This window comes from Millisia brevis NBRC 105863 (assembly GCF_001552615.1).
Taxonomy (GTDB): domain Bacteria; phylum Actinomycetota; class Actinomycetes; order Mycobacteriales; family Mycobacteriaceae; genus Millisia; species Millisia brevis.
Map to the genome: position 1 here is coordinate 15,476 of NZ_BCRN01000007.1, position 18,971 is coordinate 34,446.

17 protein-coding genes are annotated in these 18,971 nt (G+C 70.2%); 5 read left to right on the plus strand and 12 right to left on the minus strand.

What is annotated here, in order from left to right; all coding sequences use genetic code 11:
- The first annotated feature begins 173 nt into the window (after positions 1-173).
- The 4 genes from MB1_RS11550 to MB1_RS11565 all read left to right on the plus strand — a co-directional run bounded on the left by MB1_RS11550 (position 174) and on the right by MB1_RS11565 (position 4,453).
- Positions 174-1,463, plus strand: coding sequence for an acyl-CoA dehydrogenase family protein (locus MB1_RS11550; protein ID WP_066906952.1), 1,290 nt, complete (start codon positions 174-176; stop codon positions 1,461-1,463).
- Positions 1,464-1,481: 18 nt separating this feature from the next.
- On the plus strand, positions 1,482-2,813 hold the full coding sequence (locus MB1_RS11555) for a styrene monooxygenase/indole monooxygenase family protein (protein WP_066906954.1): 1,332 nt from the start codon (positions 1,482-1,484) through the stop codon (positions 2,811-2,813).
- 81 nt (positions 2,814-2,894) lie between these two features.
- Positions 2,895-3,665: an MBL fold metallo-hydrolase gene (locus MB1_RS11560; RefSeq protein ID WP_245650145.1), complete on the plus strand. Its 771-nt coding sequence runs from the start codon at positions 2,895-2,897 to the stop codon at positions 3,663-3,665.
- A 20-nt stretch (positions 3,666-3,685) separates the two neighbouring features.
- Positions 3,686-4,453, plus strand: coding sequence for a sensor domain-containing protein (locus tag MB1_RS11565; protein WP_169801642.1), 768 nt, complete (start codon positions 3,686-3,688; stop codon positions 4,451-4,453).
- 198 nt (positions 4,454-4,651) lie between these two features.
- Here MB1_RS11565 and MB1_RS11570 read toward each other — a convergent pair whose 3' ends face one another.
- The gene (locus MB1_RS11570; RefSeq protein WP_369406863.1) at positions 4,652-5,152 is read right to left on the minus strand and encodes a WKL family lipoprotein; all 501 of its coding nucleotides are present in this window, start codon (positions 5,150-5,152) and stop codon (positions 4,652-4,654) included.
- Between the two features lie 237 nt (positions 5,153-5,389).
- On the minus strand, positions 5,390-5,956 hold the full coding sequence (locus MB1_RS11575) for a TetR/AcrR family transcriptional regulator (protein WP_066906964.1): 567 nt from the start codon (positions 5,954-5,956) through the stop codon (positions 5,390-5,392).
- A 91-nt stretch (positions 5,957-6,047) separates the two neighbouring features.
- On the opposite strand from MB1_RS11575, the gene MB1_RS11580 reads away from it, so the two are divergent.
- Positions 6,048-7,604 carry an MFS transporter gene (locus MB1_RS11580; protein ID WP_084351583.1) on the plus strand — a complete coding sequence of 519 codons (1,557 nt, stop codon included), beginning with the start codon at positions 6,048-6,050 and terminating at the stop codon, positions 7,602-7,604.
- 53 nt (positions 7,605-7,657) lie between these two features.
- On the opposite strand, the gene MB1_RS11585 is transcribed toward MB1_RS11580, so the two are convergent.
- The 10 genes from MB1_RS11585 to MB1_RS11630 form a co-directional block, all read right to left on the minus strand.
- Positions 7,658-9,121: a DNA polymerase IV gene (locus MB1_RS11585; protein ID WP_281190007.1), complete on the minus strand. Its 1,464-nt coding sequence runs from the start codon at positions 9,119-9,121 to the stop codon at positions 7,658-7,660.
- Between the two features lie 4 nt (positions 9,122-9,125).
- Positions 9,126-12,305, minus strand: a complete 3,180-nt coding sequence (gene ileS / locus MB1_RS11590) for an isoleucine--tRNA ligase (protein WP_066907399.1) — start codon at positions 12,303-12,305, stop codon at positions 9,126-9,128.
- A gap of 328 nt (positions 12,306-12,633) precedes the next feature.
- On the minus strand, positions 12,634-12,837 hold the full coding sequence (locus tag MB1_RS11595; RefSeq protein ID WP_066906970.1) for a hypothetical protein: 204 nt from the start codon (positions 12,835-12,837) through the stop codon (positions 12,634-12,636).
- A gap of 139 nt (positions 12,838-12,976) precedes the next feature.
- Positions 12,977-13,840 (minus strand): DivIVA-like cell division protein Wag31, encoded by an 864-nt coding sequence (gene wag31, locus MB1_RS11600; RefSeq protein ID WP_066906973.1) that lies wholly within the window; start codon positions 13,838-13,840, stop codon positions 12,977-12,979.
- Positions 13,841-14,075: 235 nt separating this feature from the next.
- Positions 14,076-14,363, minus strand: coding sequence for a YggT family protein (locus MB1_RS11605; RefSeq protein WP_066906976.1), 288 nt, complete (start codon positions 14,361-14,363; stop codon positions 14,076-14,078).
- A gap of 166 nt (positions 14,364-14,529) precedes the next feature.
- Positions 14,530-15,183, minus strand: coding sequence for a cell division protein SepF (locus MB1_RS11610; protein ID WP_066906979.1), 654 nt, complete (start codon positions 15,181-15,183; stop codon positions 14,530-14,532).
- A complete protein-coding gene (locus MB1_RS11615) occupies positions 15,180-16,055 on the minus strand; it encodes a YggS family pyridoxal phosphate-dependent enzyme (protein ID WP_084351585.1) in 876 nt (291 codons plus the stop codon). Before MB1_RS11615 ends, MB1_RS11610 begins: the two co-directional genes overlap by 4 nt.
- A complete protein-coding gene (gene pgeF / locus MB1_RS11620) occupies positions 16,052-16,756 on the minus strand; it encodes a peptidoglycan editing factor PgeF (protein ID WP_066907402.1) in 705 nt (234 codons plus the stop codon). Before pgeF ends, MB1_RS11615 begins: the two co-directional genes overlap by 4 nt.
- Before the next feature lie 63 nt (positions 16,757-16,819).
- On the minus strand, positions 16,820-18,043 hold the full coding sequence (ftsZ, locus tag MB1_RS11625; RefSeq protein WP_066906986.1) for a cell division protein FtsZ: 1,224 nt from the start codon (positions 18,041-18,043) through the stop codon (positions 16,820-16,822).
- A gap of 270 nt (positions 18,044-18,313) precedes the next feature.
- A complete protein-coding gene (locus MB1_RS11630; RefSeq protein ID WP_245650146.1) occupies positions 18,314-18,970 on the minus strand; it encodes a cell division protein FtsQ/DivIB in 657 nt (218 codons plus the stop codon).
- Position 18,971 lies beyond the last annotated feature (1 nt).

Genomic DNA, 18,971 nt, shown 5'->3' on the forward strand with positions numbered 1-18,971 from the left:
TAACCACGGGTGTTGTAAGTGCCACCCGGCGCCGGGTTCGCGGGTATCGGGACCACCCCGCCACCCGATGAATGGCCGCAATAGCATTCGCGCTGAGCACAATTGGTACCGACCGCGGCGGATCGTGTCAGGGTCGGCGACACCTCAATCGCCCTTCGTGCAGGAGTACCCCGATGACCTCCACCCTCGGCCGCGCGAGCAGCGCCTCCCCTTCCACCGACAGCCTCGAACCCACGGGTGTCGTGGCGAACGACGCCGACCTGCGGGAACGGTTCGCACCGTTGTTCGCGCAGATCGCCGCCGGCGCGCTCGACCGCGAGCGCAGCGGCGAGCTACTCGACGAGCAGGTGCGCAGCCTGGTCGCCGACGGATTCACCGCACTGCGCGTCCCGGTCGCGCTCGGCGGATCCGGTGCGACCAACCGGCAACTGTTCGACCTCCTGGTCGACCTGGCCGCCGCCGAATCGAACCTTCCGCAGGCCCTGCGCGTGCACTGGAACTTCGTCGAGGACCGGTTGCTCGCGGGCGACGAGGCCTGGCTGCGGGCGATCGCCGACGGGAAGGTCGTCGGCAATGCGATCACCGAGCCGGGCGTCGGCGCGGCGGACCGGTACCGGACCACCCTGACCCGCGGCGACACCGGCTGGGTGCTCAACGGCACCAAGTACTACAGCACCGGCAGCCTGTACGCCGACCACATCCTGGTCGCCGCCGACCGCGACGGCGAGCGGATCGCGGTGCTCGTCGACGCCGACGCGCCCGGGGTGCGGCAGGTCGACGACTGGGACGGCTTCGGGCAGCGCCTGACCGTCAGCGGGACAACGGAATTCGTCGACGTCCCGGTGGCCGAGGAGCGGATACTCGGGCCCGGGTACGGCGCTCCCGGACGCACATGGGGTACCGGATACCTGCAGTTGGTGCAGCTGTCGGTATTGGCCGGAATCGCGCAGCGCGCCCTCGACGACACCGTGGCGTGGGTGCGCGACCGCACCCGCACCTTCACCCACGCCGCCGCCGATCTGCCGCGCCACGATCCGTTGGTGCAGCAGGTGATCGGCAAGCTCTCCGCCGCCGCCTACGGAGCCCGCGCCCTGGTGCTGGCCGTCGCCGACGATCTCGACCGGATCCTGCCGCAGCAGGCGGACGACCCGGAGGCCCTCGACCGGTTCGAGGCCGACGCCGGACGCGCCCAGTCGGTGGTGATCGGACTGGTGCTCGACGCGACCACCGAGCTGTTCGAGGTCGGCGGCGCCTCGATCTCGTCCGCCGGATACGGCCTCGACCGGCACTGGCGCAATGCGCGCACCATCTCCGCCCACAATCCGCTGATCTTCAAGCAGCGCGCGATCGGCGCGCACCTGCTCAACGGCGATCCCCTGCCCTACCAGTGGAGCGCCGGCCGTCGGGCCGCCGACAACACCCCCGCCGACGCCGCCACCCCCGCCGACACCGCAACCGCCTGAACCGGATCGAGGACACCCATGTCACGTACAGCCGCCGTCATCGGAGCGGGCCTCGCCGGCAGCTCCGCCGCCCTCGGACTGGCGAGGGCCGGCTTCCGAGTGACCCTCTACAGCGATCGAGAACGCGCGGACCTCCGGGATGCGCTGCCCGCCACCGGCACCGCCGTCTACTTCGGCAACGACGCGCGCGCCGCCGACGCGCGGGTCGCCGAGGACCACTACGCCGACAGCCACCACTCGCTGGGCAACTCTGTGCGCATCCACGCCGCCGACGGGAGCCCGGCGATCGCCTTCGACGGCGCCTTCACCTATCGCGCCCAGGCGGTGGACGTCCGGCTGCGCACCGACGACCGGATCGGCGACTTCCTCGACGCCGGCGGCACCTTCGAGGTCCGCCCGATCGACCCGGAGGCCCTCGACCGCATCGCCGCCGACGCGGACCTGACCGTCGTCGCCACCGGCAAGGGCGCACTGGCGTCGCTGTTCCCGGTCGACGAGCAGCGGTCGGTCTACCGGACCCCGCAACGCCAATTGCTGACCGTCACCCTCGCGGGTCTCGACTACTCCCCCGAGCCGTGGGCGTACCGCACCGACCGCGGCGGCGACTACAACCTGTTCAATATCCATGCCACGCAGGGCGAGATCTGGATCGGACCGTATCTGCACAAGGACGCCGGCCCGGCGTGGAGCCTGCTCGGATGGGCGCGACCGGACGGTGAGTGGCCCGCGCGATTCGACCGGGCCACCGACGCCGCGAGCGCCCGACAGGTCTTCGTCGACCTGATCCGGGACTACTTCCCCGACGACCTGCCGACCGTGGAGCGGCTGCAGGTGATCGACGCCGACCCGCAGTCCTGGCTGCGCGGGGCGGTCACCCCGACGGTGCGTCGGCCGGTCGGCAGCACGGCGAGCGGGCATCCGGTCGCGGCGATCGGCGACACCGCGATCGCCTTCGACCCGATCACCGGGCAGGGCGCGCAAAACAGCATCATCCAGGTGGCCGATCTGGTCGAGGCGGCCGCCGACCACACCGGGCCGTTCACCGAACAGTGGCTGCGCGAGCAGTTCGACCGGCATTGGGAGCGGCGCGGTCTCGGCGCGAGCGAGGTCACCCGGCTGTATCTGGGCGACCCGGACTACGCCGTCCACGCCGAACTGGCGTTCCCGGCGGCGGCGGTCAGCCCGGCGGTCGCGCAATCGCTGTTCACCCTCCTGGATGTGCCGAACCCGATCCTCGACGTGCGCACCCGCGAGGAGGTCCTCGGTTTCATCGGGGCGGTCGCCGGTGAACCGGCCGAGGACGTGCTGGCCCGCTTCGAGCCCGGCTTCGCCTCCGCGGCTCGCCTGTAGACCGGGCGCTCCCGGACCGCCGGCGCCGTCCGGCGTCGGTGATGTTTGCGTCGGCGCCGGCGGTCCGGGACCATCCGACAGGTGGCGGGGACGATGGCGGTGGTGCAGGCGCAGCGGGATGTCTTCCACGTCCGCGGACACGCGGTCAATTGGATCCTGCTGCGCGACGGGCGGGATCTGACCCTGATCGATACCGGCTACCCCGGTGATCTGGCCGCCGTCGAGGAGTCGATCACCCGCATCGGGCACCAGCCGCAGGACCTCCGGGCGATCCTGATCACCCACTGCCATATCGACCACGTCGGCGGAGCGTCGCGGCTGGCCGCCCGCTACGGCATCCCCGTATACGTGCACGCACGCGAGGTGCCGCTCGCGCGTGGTGAGGTACGCGAGCAGGCGTCGCCCCTCGACGTGGCCCGACGCTGTTGGCGGCCGCGGGTCGCCCGGTGGGCGCTCGAGGTGGTGCGTGCGGGCGGCACCCGTCCCCCGGTGGTGCCAGAGGCGGCGGCATTGCCTGGCGATGGCCCGCTCGATCTGCCGGGGCGGCCGACTCCCCTGCCGAGCCCCGGCCACACCTCCGGACATTGTGGCTATCTGATCCCCGACGCCGGCGCGGTGGCCACCGGCGACGCGCTGGTCACCGATCATCCGACCGGTCCCGGCCCCGGACCGCAGGTCCTCGCCGCGATGTTCTGTCACGCCCCGGGCGAGACCCTGGCCGGGCTGGAGGTCTTCGCGGAGGCTCCGGCGGACCTGCTGCTGCCCGGGCACGGTCCGCTCTGGCGGGGCGATCCGCGCCGGGCGGTCGCCGAGGCCCGGGCGCACGCTCCCGCCGGCTACCGCCCGGGATGAACGTCTACAGTCGAAGCATCGTGCGCCTGCCTGCCGACTGCGCCCAGTCGACCCCCGAGTCCCGTTGCCGCCGACCGCTTCGAGCCGCGGTCGCAGCGGCCGCGATCGCCGTCCTGGCAGCCTGTTCGTCCGGTGACGGCTCGTCCGATCAGCCGCTGACCACCGTCGCCGTGCCCGACGGGGCGAGCGGCTCCGCACCGACGGCCGAGCAACTCACCGCCGCCCTGCTCACCCGCACCGATCTGCCGGCCGGATTCGAGCCGACCCCAACGTTGGCCGATTTCGGACTGCCCGAGACCGGCGGTCCGGACCTCGCGAGCACCGATCCGACGGTCTGCGCGGCGGTGCTGGCCCCGGTGGCCGCCCAGGTGACCGACGTCTCCGGATCGGCCGAGGCCTCCTTCACCGGGAGCGACTTCCTGACCGTCGACCAGACGATCGCCGGGTACGCCCCGGACGCGGTCGGCCCGGCCTTCGACAAGATCCAGTCGAATCTGTCCGCCTGCCCGCGGTACAGCGGCACCGACGCCGACGGGGTTCCGGTCGACTACCAACTCTCCGGCGGGCCGACGTTGACCAACGTGCCGGACGCCGCGGACGCGCTGGTCACCTTCCGGCTGTCGACCTCCAGCGAGGGGGTCACGCTGGTCACCGACGCGGTGGTCGCCGTGGTGGGCAACAGCATCCTGCAGATCAGCGCCGGCGGACTCGACCCGATCGGCGACGACGTACTCTCGGCGATCACCGCGATCGCGATCGAACGGGCCGCCGCCGTCCCCGAAGCCTGAGGTCCCGCCCCGCCGAACCCGTCCCTGTTGGACCCCATTTCTCGACCCCGCCCCCTTGCCGGCCCCGGCCCCTGTCGGCCCCGGCTCCTCGTCGACTCTGCCGGGCGCCGGGTGGCGGATGCCGGGGCCTCACCGGACCGAGACGCCGATGGCCGCACCCCCCAGCGGGACGCGGCCATCGGACGAGGTGAAGCGGTGTCAGGAGGCGGGAGCCGCGGCCGGGCAGGCCGGCGACTGGATCTGCGCCAGGTTGACGATATTGCACGCGTCCTGCTGCGACAGCTTCCAGATGCCGTCCTCGGCGATGAAGGTGAACACCAGCGGGTTCGGCTGATCGTTGATCGTCATCGTGGCGTTCGCGCTCAGGGTGCCGTTGCCCAGGTCGGTCACATTGTCGACGGTGACGACGGCGTTGTTGACGCGAGCGGCCTCGGCGACCTTGTTGATCAGGTCGGGGTCGATCTCGGCGCCCTGGACCAGACGCACCTTCTCGTCGAGCGGGACATTCGGGTCGAAGCCGCGGCTGAGCTCCGCGTTCAGATCCGCAGCGGTGGGCACCGGCGGCAGGTCGCCGGTGGCGGCGGCTTCCTCGGTGGTGGTGACGGCAGCGGTCGTCGTGGTGGCGTCGGAGCTGCTCGAGTCGGAGCTCGAGCACGCGGTCATCGCCATCGCGGCAGCCAGGGCAAAACCGGCAACCACTACACGTCCGGACTTCCGAAGGTTCAAGTCACCATTCCTATTCGTGTGGGTCGGTGTACGGGATACAACCCGTACTAACGCCCGGTCTCGGGCGTCGAACCTTATCGACGATACCGACCGTCGGTACCGCCGATGGCGACCCCCCGGACCCTCCGACCGGGCCGCCGCCCGCCGGGCACGGACGATCCGGTACGCGAAACCGCTGTGAGCGCGGCTTTCGGTACCCGAACGCGACAATCAGGGCGCGGTGGCGCGGGCGATGAAATCGAGCAAACCCTCGTAGGAGTCGGCCGGATCCATGAACGGCGGGGCGGCTTGCTCGAGTTCGAGACTGACCGCGCCGTGCACCGTCGACCAGATGTACAGCGTCAGCGCGACCGGATCGTCCGCCCGAATCACGCCCGCGGCCTGCCCGTAGGTGATCACGTCGACCATCGCCATGAACGTGCCGAGGGCCACCTCGGTGGTGGCGCGGGTCTTGCCGGAGAACATCATCCGGTAGATCGTCGGATTCTCGATCGCGAACTGCCGATAGCGGTACCCGGATTGGCGGAACCGCGCCATCGCATCGACCTCGCGGCCGCGGAACTGGTCACCCAACCGCCGGAAGCCGTCGTCGATCACCTCGACGAGCAGGCCGTCCTTGCCGTCGAAGTGGTTGTAGACCCCCATCGGAGCCACCCCGGCCTCGGCCGCAACCGCGCGGACGGTCAGTCCGCGCTCCCCGTCGCGGGCGAGCACCCGATGCGCGGCAGCGGTCAGCAGCGACCGCACTTCCGCCGCCGGCGTCCGCTTCGACTTCATATTCACGGTTGACAGCCTACTGGGACATTGTTCTCATGTATTAGAACGTTGTTCTTCAATTGTAGTACGTCGTACCAGAAAGGAGTGGGCCATGCCCAAGCCGTCCACGATCGACAACGCCGCACCAACGGACCCGGGACAGCGCGGCGGTGCACCCTGGGGGGCACTCGCCGCCCTGTGCTTCGCGGTCCTGGTCGTGATGATCGACAACACGATCGTCAACGTCGCATTGCCCACCATCAGTCGAGACCTCGGCGCCGGAACCTCGGGCCTGCAATGGGTTGTCGACTCCTACACCCTGGTTTTCGCCGGATTGCTGCTCGCCGGCGGACATCTCGGCGACCGCTTCGGCCGGCGCGGGGTTCTGCTGCTCGGGCTGGCCGGATTTGCGGCCGTCTCGATCCCTGCCGCGCTGTCCACCTCGCTCGTCCAACTGATCGCCGCCCGCGCCGGCCTCGGCGTCTTCGCCGCGCTGGTCTTCCCCGCGACGCTGGCGATCATCACGACGATCTTCACCACCCCGACCGCCCGCGCGACCGCGGTGGGCATCTGGGCCGCGACCTCGGGCATCGCGGTCGCGATCGGGCCGGTGCTCGGCGGCTGGCTACTCGAACACTTCTCGTGGTCGGCGGTGTTCTGGGTCAATCTGCCGATCGCGGCGGCGGCGATGGTCGCCATCGTGGTCGCAGTGCCGCGAGTGCCGGTCGAACACGATGCGGGCCGGCTGGACGTCGTCGGCGCGCTGCTGTCGATCGCGGGTCTGGCGCTGCTGACCTACTCGGTGATCGAGGGCCCGCACCACGGCTGGACCAGCGCGGCGACGATCCTCGGATTATCCGGTGCCGCAGCTCTTCTGGCGCTGCTGGTGGTGTGGGAGCTGCGGATCCCGGCGCCGATCATCGACATGCGTCTGTTCGCGAACGGGCGATTCTCCGCCGCCGCGGGCATCGTCTCGCTGGCCTTCTTCGCGCTCTTCGGATTCATCTTCCTGATCACCCAGTACTTCCAGGCGGTCCAGGGGTACAGCCCGCTCGAGGCCGGGGTACGGACGCTGCCGTTTGCGATCGTGATGGCGGTGGTCTCCCCGATCGCGATGCTCGCGGCGAAGACGGTCGGCCACGGCCGGGTGACCGCCGTGGGGGCGGTGATCATGGGGACCGGGTTCCTGCTGGTTCAGCGCACCGAGATCGACTCGTCCTATTGGGGATTGGTCGTCTGGTCGATGTGCCTGATGGCGATGGGCCTGGCCTGCATCTCGGGGCCCGCCACCGAGATCATCATGAACGCGCTGCGGCCCGACCAGGCGGGCGCCGGATCGGCGGTCAACGACACCACCCGCGAGATCGGCGGCACGCTGGGCGTGGCGGCGCTCGGGTCGATCCTGACCTCGGCCTACGGTCCGCGACTGGCGGATGCGCTCGCCGGTACGCCGCTGCCGGAGGAAGCGCGGGCCGCCGCCCAGACCTCGGTGATGGCCGGTGTCGAGGTGGCCCGGTCGGTGCCCGCGCCGTTGGGCGATCAGGTGCTGCTGGTGGTCCAGCAGTCATTTGTGACCGGCCTGCACCACGCGTCGTGGCTCGCCGTGGCCGCCTGCTGGATCGCCGCCCCGATCGTCTGGGTCATGCTGCGCACCAAGTCCCACCCCTGACGATTGGGCACCGTTACCCGCGGCAGGCGCGGGTAACGGTGCCGGATCGTTGCTCAGTCCAGGGAGTCGAGGGGGTCGGCCGGGGTCAGGAGGGGGTCGGTGGTGGGGAAGGTAACGGTGGGACCGGGGCCGGTGGAGCGAGTTTCGAAGCGGACGGTCACGACGCCGTGGCCACTGCCCTGGACCCACCCGAAGCCGTGGTCGGGATGGGTGAGGTCGGCACCGGGATACCAGCCGTCGCGACCGGCGGCGCGGGCGGACACGGGTACCGCTTCGTCGCTGTCGTCGGGGGTGACACCGTCGGCGGCGGGCAGGTGCTCGGCATCGGAGGCGGTCGACGCTCCGCCGGAGACGCCGGCCTCGGCCGGGTCGTCCTCGTCGAGGCGGGTGATCACCGGCTCGGCGTCGAGATCCGGGAACAGCGCGTCCTGGTAGGCGCGGGTCAGCCCGGACAGACCGATGCCGGCCAACCGCACCGCGCCGATCGTCGCCGGGTCGGGGGCGAGGCGGTGCGCGGTGGTGACCACGACGGCGCGGTCGGTGGTCGGGGTCGCCAGGGTGGCCGACCGGGTGATGATGCTCATGTCGGTCAGCCGCAGCTTCACCACGACCGTGCGCGCCGACCGGCCGTCCTCGCGCAGCCGTTCGAGCGCCGAACCGGCGAGATCGGCCAGGGCCTGGCGCAGTTGGGCAGCGCTGGTCAGATCGCGGGCATAGGTCGTCTCGACGCTGATCTGCTTCGCGTCGCCACGCTCCTGGACCGGCCGCTCGTCGAGACCGCGGGCGAGCCGGTGCAGGGCGGTACCCACCGCGCCGCCGAGCAGAGCGGTGACCTCCGGTGGGTCGAGCGCGGCGAACTGGCCGATCGTCTCCACCCCGATCCTCCGCAGCCGTTCCTCGGCGACCGGGCCGATCCCCCACAGCTTGCGTACCGGCAACGCGGCCAACATCTGTTCCTGCTGCGCCGGGTCGACGACGACGATCCCGTCGGGTTTGGCCATACCGGAGGCGATCTTGGCCAACTGCTTGCCGCTGCCCGCCCCGATCGAGGCGGTCAGTCCGGTCTGGTCGAGGATCCGGCCGCGCAACCGCTCGGCGTAGCCGCGCACCGCGTCGGGGTCCGCGCCGACAAGCTCGACCGGCTCGCCGAAGGCCTCGTCGAGCGAGAGTTGCTCGATCACCGGGATATCGGCGCGCATGACGGCGAAGACGCGCCGACTCAGTTCCGAGTAGAGCCGACCGCGCGGCGGCAGCACCACCGCGGCCGGGCCCACCAAGTGGCGGGCCCGGACCATCGGCATCGCGGAGCGGGCGCCGAAGACCCGCGCCTCGTAGCTGGCGCCGGCGACGACGCCGCGGCTACCCGACCCACCGACCAGCACCGGGCGGCCGCGCAGGGTGGGGCGGGTCAGCTGCTCGACCGACGCGAAGAACGCGTCCATGTCGAGATGCAGGACCCACCGGCCCCCTGCTCCGCCGGCCGATCCGGTCCTGCCGGGGACGGGCGGGCGGGTCACCGACCTAGACCGGGCGCAATTCCGCGCGCACCCCGCCGCCGACATCGACGGCGTCGGCACCCGGCTCGCCGACCTCGAGGGTGGTCGCGAGGATCTCGCCCGCGATCAGATCGCGGTGGGCGGTGAAGGCGTCGAGGTGCTCGGTCGGCACCTCGACCACCACGGTGATCCGATCCGACACATTGAGGCCGGCGGTGCGCCGCGCGTCCTGCAGTTCGCGGATGCGGTCCTTCGCCCACCCCTCGGCCTCGAGCTCCGGGGTGACAGCGGTGTCGAGCACCACCAGTCCGGCGCCGTCGGGCAGCGCGGCGGTCGAGTCCGGTTCCTTGGCGACCAGGCGGCGGGTGTACTCGCCGTCCTCGAGCACCACGCCGGCCGCCTCGACCGTGCCGTCGGCGGTGGTCGACCAGTCGCCGGCCTTGACCGCCTTGATCACCTGCTGGACCTGCTTGCCCAGCCGCGGTCCGGCGGCGCGCGCGTTGACCGCGAGTTCGAAGGTGCCGAAGGCGTCGACGTCGGTGCTCAGGTCGACCTCGCGGACGTTGACCTCCGCGGCGATCAGGTCGACGTAGGGCTCGAGGTCGGCCACGTGCGGGCCGGCGACGGTCAGCCGCGGCAGCGGCAACCGCACCCGCAGCCCCCGGGCCTTGCGCAGCGACAGCGCCGAGCTGCAGACGTCGCGAACCTCGTCCATCGCGGTGGCGAGGGCGGCGTCGGCGGGCACCTCGTTCTCGGAGGGCCAGTCGGTCAGATGCACCGACCGCTCCCCCGTCAGCCCGCGCCAGATCGCCTCGGTGGTCAGCGGCAGCAGCGGCGCCGCCAGCCGGCTGGTCACCTCGAGCACGGTGTGCAGGGTGTCGATCGCGTCGCGATCCTCGTCCCAGAACCGCTGCCGCGAGCGGCGGATGTACCAGTTGGTCAGCGCCTCGCTGAAGGTGCGCAGCAGGTCGCAGGCCCGGCCGATATCGCAGTCGTCGAGCGCGCCGGTCAACTCGTCGCGCAGCACCGCCAGCTTGGCGAAGATGTAGCGGTCGAGCACGTGGGTCGAGTCGGTGCGCCAGGTGCCGGCCTGTCCGGCGTAGAGCTTCAGGAAGCTCCACGCATTCCACAGCGGCAGCAGCGCCTGCCGAACACCCTCGCGGATGCCCTGCTCGGTCACCACCAGGTTGCCGCCGCGCAGGATCGGAGACGACATCAGGAACCAGCGCATCGCATCGGAACCGTCGCGGTCGAAGACCTCGCTGACGTCCGGGTAGTTGCGCTTGGACTTGCTCATCTTCTGGCCGTCGTTGCCCAGCACGATGCCGTGCGCGGCGACGGTCCGGAAGGCCGGCCGATCGAACAGGGCCGTCGCCAGGACGTGCAGCGTGTAGAACCAGCCGCGGGTCTGGCCGAGGTACTCGACGATGAAGTCGCCCGGGAAGTGGCCGTCCTTGCCGCCGCCCCCGTCGAACCAGTCCTTGTTCTCGAACGGGTAGTGCACCTGCGCGTAGGGCATCGAGCCGGAGTCGAACCACACGTCGAGGACGTCCGGGATGCGGCGCATGGTCGAGCGACCGGTCGGGTCGTCCGGATTCGGGCGGGTCAGCTCGTCGATATACGGGCGGTGCAGATCGTCCGGGCGCACCCCGAAGTCGCGTTCGAGCTCGTCGAGGCCGCTGTAGACGTCGATGCGCGGATAGGCCGGATCATCGGACTTCCACACCGGGATCGGCGTGCCGAAGTACCGGTTGCGGGAGATCGACCAGTCCCGGGCACCCTCGAGCCACTTGCCGAATTGGCCGTGCTTGACGTGCTCCGGGTACCAGGTGATCTCCTCGTTCAGCTCGACCATGCGGTCGCGGAAGTCGGTGACCCGCACGAACCACGACGACACCGCGCGGTAGATCAGCGGGTTGCCGCACCGCCAGCAGTGCGGATACGAGTGCTCGTAGGTCTCGTGCCGCAGCAGCACCGGCTGATTGGCCGCGGCGCCGCCGCTGCCGCGCCGGATATCGCGCACAATCTCGGCGTTGGCGTCGAAGACCAGCTGCCCCTCGTAGTCCGGGACGGTCGCGTCGAAGCGGCCGGCGGCGTCGACCGGGGTGGCCGGGGTGATGCCCGCGGCGTCGGTGACGACCTTGTCCTCCTCGCCGTAAGCGGGAGCGATGTGCACGATGCCGGTGCCGTCGGCGGTGCTGACGTACTCGGCGGGCAGCACGGTATGCGCCCGCGCACCGTTCTCCGCACCCTCGAAGTACGGGAACGGCGGCACATAACGCAGCCCGAGCAGCGCCGAACCGAGGTAGGTCTCGATGACGTCCGGGGTCTCGCCGAGCTCGCGGGCGTAGGCGGGCAGCCGGTCGACGGCCAGCACGAAGCGGCGCTCCGGGGACGAACCGGACGCCGGCACCCGTACGACCGCGTACTCGACGTCGGGGTGCACGGCGACGGCCTGGTTCGACGGCAGCGTCCAGGGCGTGGTCGTCCAGATCAGCAGGTAGGCGCCGGACAGGATGCGGTCGCCGATATCGGCGATGCGGAAGCCGACGGTCGGCGCCGGGTCCTGACGGCTGCGGTAGACGTCGTCGTCCATGCGCAGTTCGTGGTTCGACAGCGGGGTCTCGTCGCGCCAGCAGTAGGGCAGCACGCGGTAGCCCTCGTAGGCGAGGCCCTTGCGGTGGAGCTCGGAGAAGGCCCAGATCGTCGATTCCATGAAGGACGGATCGAGGGTCTTGTAGTCGTTGTCGAAGTCGACCCAGCGGGCCTGCCGGGTGACGTAGGCGCGCCACTCGTCGGTGTACTTGAGCACCGAGGCGCGGCAGGCGGCGTTGAACGCGGCGATGCCCATCTTGTCGATCTGCGACTTGTCGGTGATGCCGAGTTGGCGTTCGGCCTCGAGTTCGGCGGGCAAACCGTGCGTATCCCAACCGAAACGGCGTTCGACGCGATAGCCGCGCATCGTGCGGTAGCGCGGGACGATGTCCTTGACGTATCCGGTCAACAGGTGGCCGTAATGCGGCAGACCGTTCGCGAAGGGCGGGCCGTCGTAGAAGACGTATTCGGGAGCGTCGCGCCGCTGCTCGATCGAGGCGCGGAAGGTGTCGTCGATCGCCCAGTAGGCGAGCACATTCTCCTCGAGCGTCGGGAACTCCACCGAGGTGGACTCCCCGGTGTGATCGGCCAACGGATACCGCCGCTTCATGGTGCTGCCGTCCTTCTTCGTCGTCACTGCCGGGCCTGGTTTCGTCGGCACGTCGGACGTGCCGCGAAGGAAACGCTGGGCTCGGGGACGACGACGAACGCACTGGCATGCGCCGCGGCCGCGGTACCACCCCGCTTGCTGCCGGACGTGCTGCGACGTCGCGACAACCGCTCGATGTGGGCTGTGACGGGCCCACCCGTTCGGGTCTAGTGAGTCGAACCGCGTCCCGTCCAGGACGCGGCGGCCGACCGTTCTTCCGAATGCTCCCCGGTGATGGCCGGATCAACGCCTGATCGAGTGTACGCGCCGGTTTACCCGGCGGTCACGTCTATATTCCGTCGTCGCCGGGCTCGCCGGCGACCTGCTCGGCCGATGCGGACCGACTCGACATCAATGTGGTGAACAACAGAACCAGGGCGCCGACGATGCACGCCACGATGCAGGCCCAGGCGAACAACGTCTGCCCCGTGATCAGCGCTGTGATCAACAGAACAAAACCGAGACCCGCCAGGACCAACACGAGAACCACCATGAGGGACCCGCCTACCCACGACCGACCATTACCGACCGGACCGGGGCGCACCGGTCATCCGAGGCGCCCCGCGTTCCGACAACGGGGACCGTACGGTCCCCGTCCGACCGTGCCCGCCCCCGCGAGGGGCGGGCAACCGTCAGTTGTTGCCCTTGCCGTAAGTCTGTCCGTAGCCCACCGGGGCACCGTTGCTGCCGTTGGTGGTGGTCGACCCGTTTGCCGGGCTGCCGTTGGTGTAGCCACCCGAACCGACGGGGCTCTTCTCCGCGGGCAGGGCCGGAGCGCGCTGCTCGAGATCCTGCAGCTGCGATTCCAGGTAGGACTTCAGGCGCACCCGGTACTCGCGCTCGAACGTCTTGAGGCGCTCGATCTGCCCCTCGCGGGACGCCTGCTCCTGGTTGATGCTGGCCATGATCTCGGTGTGCTTGCGCTCGGCGTCACCCTTGAGCGCGTCGGCCTTCTCCTTGGCCTGACGCAGCTGGGTCTCCGAGCGGGTCTGCGCGTCGGCGAGCAGGCTCTCCGACTTCTGCCGTGCCTCGGACACCATCGCATCGGAGCGGGTGCGGGCGTCGGAGATCATGCGCTCCGAGTTGGCGCGAGCCGAGGCGAGCAACTGCTCGGACTCGTTCTTCGCATCCGAGGTGAGGCGGTCGGCCATCTCCTGCGCCAGGCCGAGAACCTTGGCGGCCTGGAGGTTGGAGTCCTCGTTGGAGGCGACGACCGGCGCGGGCGCCGGAGCCGGGGGCGCCTGCTTGATCGGCTCGGGCTCGGGGGCCTTCACCAGCGACTGCTGCGCGGCCGGGCGGCCGGACTTGGCTTCGGCAAGCTCCTGGTCGAGCTCCCCGACGCGCTGGCGCAGGTCGGCGTTCTCCTCGATCAGACGGGAGAGTTCCTGCTCGACCAGATCGAGAAATGCATCGACCTCGTCCTCGTTGTAGCCGCGCTTGCCGATCGGCGGCTTACTGAACGCGACGTTATGCACATCAGCGGGCGTCAGCGGCATCGAAGGGTCCCTTCACACGTTAGTTGAGCGGTGGAGCTCGTCTTCAGTTGTGTATCGGCACTCGGTTCGCCGTACCGACTCGCCCTCGACAACCGAGCAATATCGGACCGCTTGGATCTCGGACCGATCACGGCACGGAGCACGTGACTAGCTCCCCACAGCACTCGAGCATTCTCATTCTCGCATATTGCGGGCGACACCCGACCGGTAGGCGTCGTGAAGATCGATAATGCCCTCACATCAATGATTGCACCACGTTCATGAGCACGAACATCACAAAAAGCAACGCCATGATCGACAGATCGAGGCGAACGCCGCCCAACGATACAGACGGAATGATCCGGCGGAAGAGTTTCACCGGCGGATCGGTGATGGTGAATATCGCCTCCAGAACCACGACCATGAAGCCGGTCGGCCGCCAGTCGCGGGCGAAGGCCCGGACGAATTCCACGATCACACGGGCGATCAACAGCAGCCAGAAGATGAACAGCAGCGTATGGACGATGCCGAAGACGGAGGTCACCCCCACACTGTGCCGTACGGGGACCGCTAATGCGAATATTGCGGGAAGTTGATCGCCGAGAGCACAAACCGACCCATCGGACACGCCGATCGGGCTCGGCGAACCCCCTGCGGCCGCCGAGAGACCGTGCGACCGTCATCCCGCTACCCGATCCGATCGCGAGCCGTCAGCGGCTCTGGAAGCCCTTGGCCGCGAGCTTGCGGCGGTCCTCCGCGGAGACCTCGACGTCGGACGGCGAGAGCAGGAAGACCTTGGTGGCGACCTTGTCGAACGAGCCGTGCAGGGCGAAGGCCAGGCCCGCGGCGAAGTCGACCAGCCGCTTGGCGTCGGCATTGCTCATCTCGACGAGGTCCATGATCACCGGGTTGCCGTCGCGGAAGCGCTCGCCGATCGTGCGGGCCTCGCTGTAGTCGCGCGGGCGCAGGGTGGTGATCGTCGCCTGCGAGACACCCTCCTCGAAGAGGGATCGACGCGACGGCGGCTCGGGGCGCGAGTCGATCGCCAACGCGCCGCGGCTGGTCGGCCGCTCGGCGGAGGCCCGCACCGGGCGCGCCTCGGAGATCGAGCGCGGGCTCTCCCGACGCACCTCGTCGTCGGCATCGCGGCGGGCGTAGCCGACGCTCTCCCGGCGGGCGTACTCCTTGCGGCGCGAGATGTACTCGGGGTCGTATTCGCGATCGATGTCCTCGTCACGCTCCGCATAGCCGCGACCGCCCCGCGCCGGGCGGGATTCGGCGACCTCGTCGACGTATTCGTCCTCGTACTCGTCGAGCGGGACCATGCCGAAGTAGGCCTTGAAGCGATGCAAGGTGCTGCTCATCGGTCGACCTTCCGTTCATCCCTTGGCCCGGATTCTCGGGCTTCGCCGGTCGAACCACTGTTACCAATGTTTCGACTGTTCACTTGTGAGGTTATCGGGCGTTCGCCCAGGATTGCCGTTCCGACACGCACGCAGGTCGACCCGTGCCGGATCGCCGGCTCCAGGTCGGCGGTCATTCCGGCGGACCGTTCGACCGCGTCCGGATGGTCGGCGAGCAGACGTTCGTGGATGCTCGCGAGCCGGTCGAAGGCCGCGTCCGGGTCCGAGCCGAGCGGCGGAACCGCCATCACCCCGGCCAGCCGCAACTCCGGGAGCGCGACGATCGTGTCGGCCAGGTGGGCGAGTTCGTCGACCTCGACCCCACCGCGGTGGGTGTCGCCGTCCAGGCTGATCTGGACCAGCACGTGCACCGGTTCGGTCCGCTCCCCTGCGTCGAGCGCCTGCCGCGCACCGCGGGCGATCATCGCCGGCAGCCGCGGATCGTCGACCGAGTGGATCGCGCTCGCCCAGCGTCCGACACCCGCGGCCTTGTTGCGCTGCAACCGCCCGATCATGTGCCAGGCGATCGCGGGCCTCGCGGCATCCGGGTCGACGGTCGCGTCCGCCCGCTCGGCCAGCCACGCGGCGATCTCGGCGACCTTCCGCTCGGCGTCCTGCGCCCGCGACTCGCCGAAATCGGTACAGCCGAGGGTGACGAGGTGTTCGACATCGGAGGCCGGGAAGAACTTGGTCACCGGCAGGACCCGGACCTCGGCCGGATCCCGGTCGACCGCGCGACAGGCCGCGGCCACCCGGTCGGTGACCGCGGTCAGACCGGCCGCCAACTGCGCCCGCCGAGCGGCGCCGATCGAGCCCGGATCGCCGGCGGTCACGACGGCATCCAGATCACCGAGGCCAGCCGCCCGGTCGGCGCGCCGCGGCGGTGGCTGAAGAGGGTCGTATCGGTGATCGTGTCGCGCGGATCCTGAGCGACGGCGGCCACCCCGGCCTCGAGCAACTGGCGGCGCAGTCCGGCCCGCAGGTCCAGCCCGGTCGTACCGGCGGTGGTCCGCACGGAGCTGCCGGGCAGGTGCTTCTCGACGTCCGCCTGCATCTGCGGCGGGACCTCGTAGGACTCGCCCGCGGCGGCCGGTCCGAGGAAGACGCCGATGCGGGAGACCTCGGCCCCCTTGGCGACCATCGCATCGAGGGCGCGCAGGGCGATGCCGATGCGGGCGCCGACCCGTCCGGCGTGGACCGCGGCGACGATCCCGGCGGTCTCGTCGGACAGCAGGATCGGTACGCAGTCGGCCGTCATCACCACCAGAGCCAGATCGCGCTGCGCGGTGACCACCCCGTCGGTGCCGGGGATCGTCTCGGCGACCGGGCCGTCGACGGTGGCGATCGTGCGGCCGTGGATCTGATCCATCCAGACCAGACGCTCGGGCGGCAGCTCGATCGCCTCGGCGAGCCGACGACGATTGGCCGCGACCGCCGCGGGATCGTCGCCGACGTGGTCGCCGAGATTGAACGAGTCGTACGGAGCCCGGGAGACCCCGCCGGCGCGGGCGGTGACCACCCGTCGCACGCGCACGGGCGACGGGCCGACGGGCGCGCTGCCCGTCGGCCCCGATGCCTCCGGTCCGGTCACCGCCGCCTAGTTCCTCATGAAGGACGGGACGTCGACGTCCTCGTCATCGTCGACCACCGCGTCGCGGGACGACCGGTCGGAGCCGCCGTACCCGTTGCTCTCCTCGCGGCGCGAGACCGGCTCCTCGCGCCGGGGGCTCGCGTCCTCCCGCTGGGCGGCGGGCTCCTCGATCCCCGCGGTGGGATCCGTTCGCGGCGAGCCGATCTGGCCGGCGCGTGCGGGTCCGACCGTCGCGGCGCCGTTGGCCCGAGCGGCGCGAGGTTCCATCTGGTTGCGCGCCGGGCCGCTGCCGTCGAAGCCGGCGGCGATCACCGTGACGCGCACCTCGTCGCCGAGCGAGTCGTCGATCACGGTGCCGAAGATGATGTTCGCCTCGATATGCGCGGCCTCCTGGACCAGCGAGGCCGCCTCGTTGATCTCGAAGAGGCCGAGATCCGAGCCGCCGGCGATCGACAGCAGCACGCCCTTGGCGCCCTCCATCGACGCCTCGAGCAGCGGCGAGTTGATCGCGGACTCGGCCGCCTTGACCGCGCGACCCTCGCCGCGGGCGGAGCCGATGCCCATCAGCGCGCTGCCCGCTCCGGACATCACGCCCTTGACGTCGGCGAAGTCGACGTTGATCAGGCCGGGGGTGGTGATCAGGTCGGTGATGCCCTGGACACCGTTGAGCAGCACCTCGTCGGCGCTGCGGAAGGCGTCCATCAGGCTGACCGCGGCGTCGCCGAGCTGCAGCAGCCGGTCGTTCGGAATCACTATCAAGGTGTCGCAGGATTCGCGCAGCGACGTGATGCCGGCGTCGGCCTGGTTGCCGCGCCGCTTGCCCTCGAAGGAGAAGGGGCGGGTGACGACACCGACGGTCAGGGCGCCGAGCTTGCGGGCGATCGACGCGACCACCGGCGCACCGCCGGTGCCGGTGCCGCCGCCCTCACCGGCGGTGACGAAAACCATGTCGGCGCCCTTGAGCACCTCTTCGATCTCGTCCTTGTGGTCCTCGGCCGCCTTGCGGCCGACCTCGGGGTCCGCGCCGGCACCGAGACCGCGCGTCAGTTCCCTGCCGACGTCGAGTTTGACGTCGGCATCGCTCATCAACAATGCCTGGGCATCGGTATTGACCGCGACGAACTCCACGCCTTTGAGGCCCTGTTCGATCATCCGGTTGACGGCATTCACACCGCCGCCGCCGATACCGACGACCTTGATCACGGCAAGGTAATTGTGCGGGGGCGTCATGGGCGTCGCCTTCCGTGTAGCAGTCCAATGAGTTCTCCGCCGAACAGAACCCTCAACCTCAACCATAGAGTCATAGTTATGTCAAGTGCTCGACTGCAGGCCACGTTAGGCATCAGCCGCCACACTCTGGACTAGGCGCGCCGAACGACATCCAACAATCGTTGTGAATCCCGCTGCGCACCAGGCGCCTGCCGAACGCGGCCGCGGACACAGCCGAAAGCGCCTCCGGCGGTTACCGAAACGCGAGGTCACAGGCGAACCGACCGCGGGTCAGCGAATGGTCGGCAAATCCGGACTCGAGACGTCGTAGACGCCGCCGGGTTGGGTCAACAGCGCGCGGGCGACGTCCGCCTTGTACCCGGAGTCGTCGGCACTCCCCCAGACCAGCGTGCGATTGTCCGCCAGTACCAACGAGATTGCCGTGTCGGTGGGCGCCTCGACCCGCACGACCTGCGGCCGCAGGTCCGCGGGCAGCCCGGCGAGCACCGAGACCGCGTCCTCGGTGGTGCGATCCCCCGTTCCCGGTGTGGGGGTGATCAATTGGATGACACCCTCGGGCGGCGCCTCGACGGCGAAGTCGGCCCCGTTGCGGTCGATCAGATGGGTGCCGTCCGCGGCGTCGACGAAGACGACCGCCACCCGCTCGACCACGGTGATCGTCACCGTCGACGGCAGGCTCCGCTCGACGGTGGCCGACTCGACCCGCGGGATCTGCTCGATCTGCGCCTCGGCGGCACCGGTGTTCACCCGCAACAGCGGTGTGCCGATCGGCACAGCCGCCTCGACCTGGCCGGTCAACGCCTCGGGTACCCCGCTGGTGTCGACGGTCCGCACCGCGAGCAGCGGCGTGACGTACAGCGCGACGCCGCCGCCGACCAGCAGCACGATCGCGAGAACCAGCGCCACCCCGAGCCGGCTGCGCAGCACC

Bases quoted from the DNA above. Each gene is read 5' to 3' on its own strand.
- MB1_RS11595 (WP_066906970.1), bottom strand. From the start codon at position 12,837: ATGGTGGTTCTCGTGTTGGTCCTGGCGGGTCTCGGTTTTGTTCTGTTG.
- MB1_RS11580 (WP_084351583.1), top strand. From the start codon at position 6,048: ATGCCCAAGCCGTCCACGATCGACAACGCCGCACCAACGGACCCGGGA.
- wag31 (WP_066906973.1), bottom strand. From the start codon at position 13,840: ATGCCGCTGACGCCCGCTGATGTGCATAACGTCGCGTTCAGTAAGCCG.
- MB1_RS11555 (WP_066906954.1), top strand. From the start codon at position 1,482: ATGTCACGTACAGCCGCCGTCATCGGAGCGGGCCTCGCCGGCAGCTCC.
- ileS (WP_066907399.1), bottom strand. From the start codon at position 12,305: ATGAAGCGGCGGTATCCGTTGGCCGATCACACCGGGGAGTCCACCTCG.
- MB1_RS11550 (WP_066906952.1), top strand. From the start codon at position 174: ATGACCTCCACCCTCGGCCGCGCGAGCAGCGCCTCCCCTTCCACCGAC.
- ftsZ (WP_066906986.1), bottom strand. From the start codon at position 18,043: ATGACGCCCCCGCACAATTACCTTGCCGTGATCAAGGTCGTCGGTATC.
- MB1_RS11610 (WP_066906979.1), bottom strand. From the start codon at position 15,183: ATGAGCAGCACCTTGCATCGCTTCAAGGCCTACTTCGGCATGGTCCCG.
- MB1_RS11575 (WP_066906964.1), bottom strand. From the start codon at position 5,956: ATGAAGTCGAAGCGGACGCCGGCGGCGGAAGTGCGGTCGCTGCTGACC.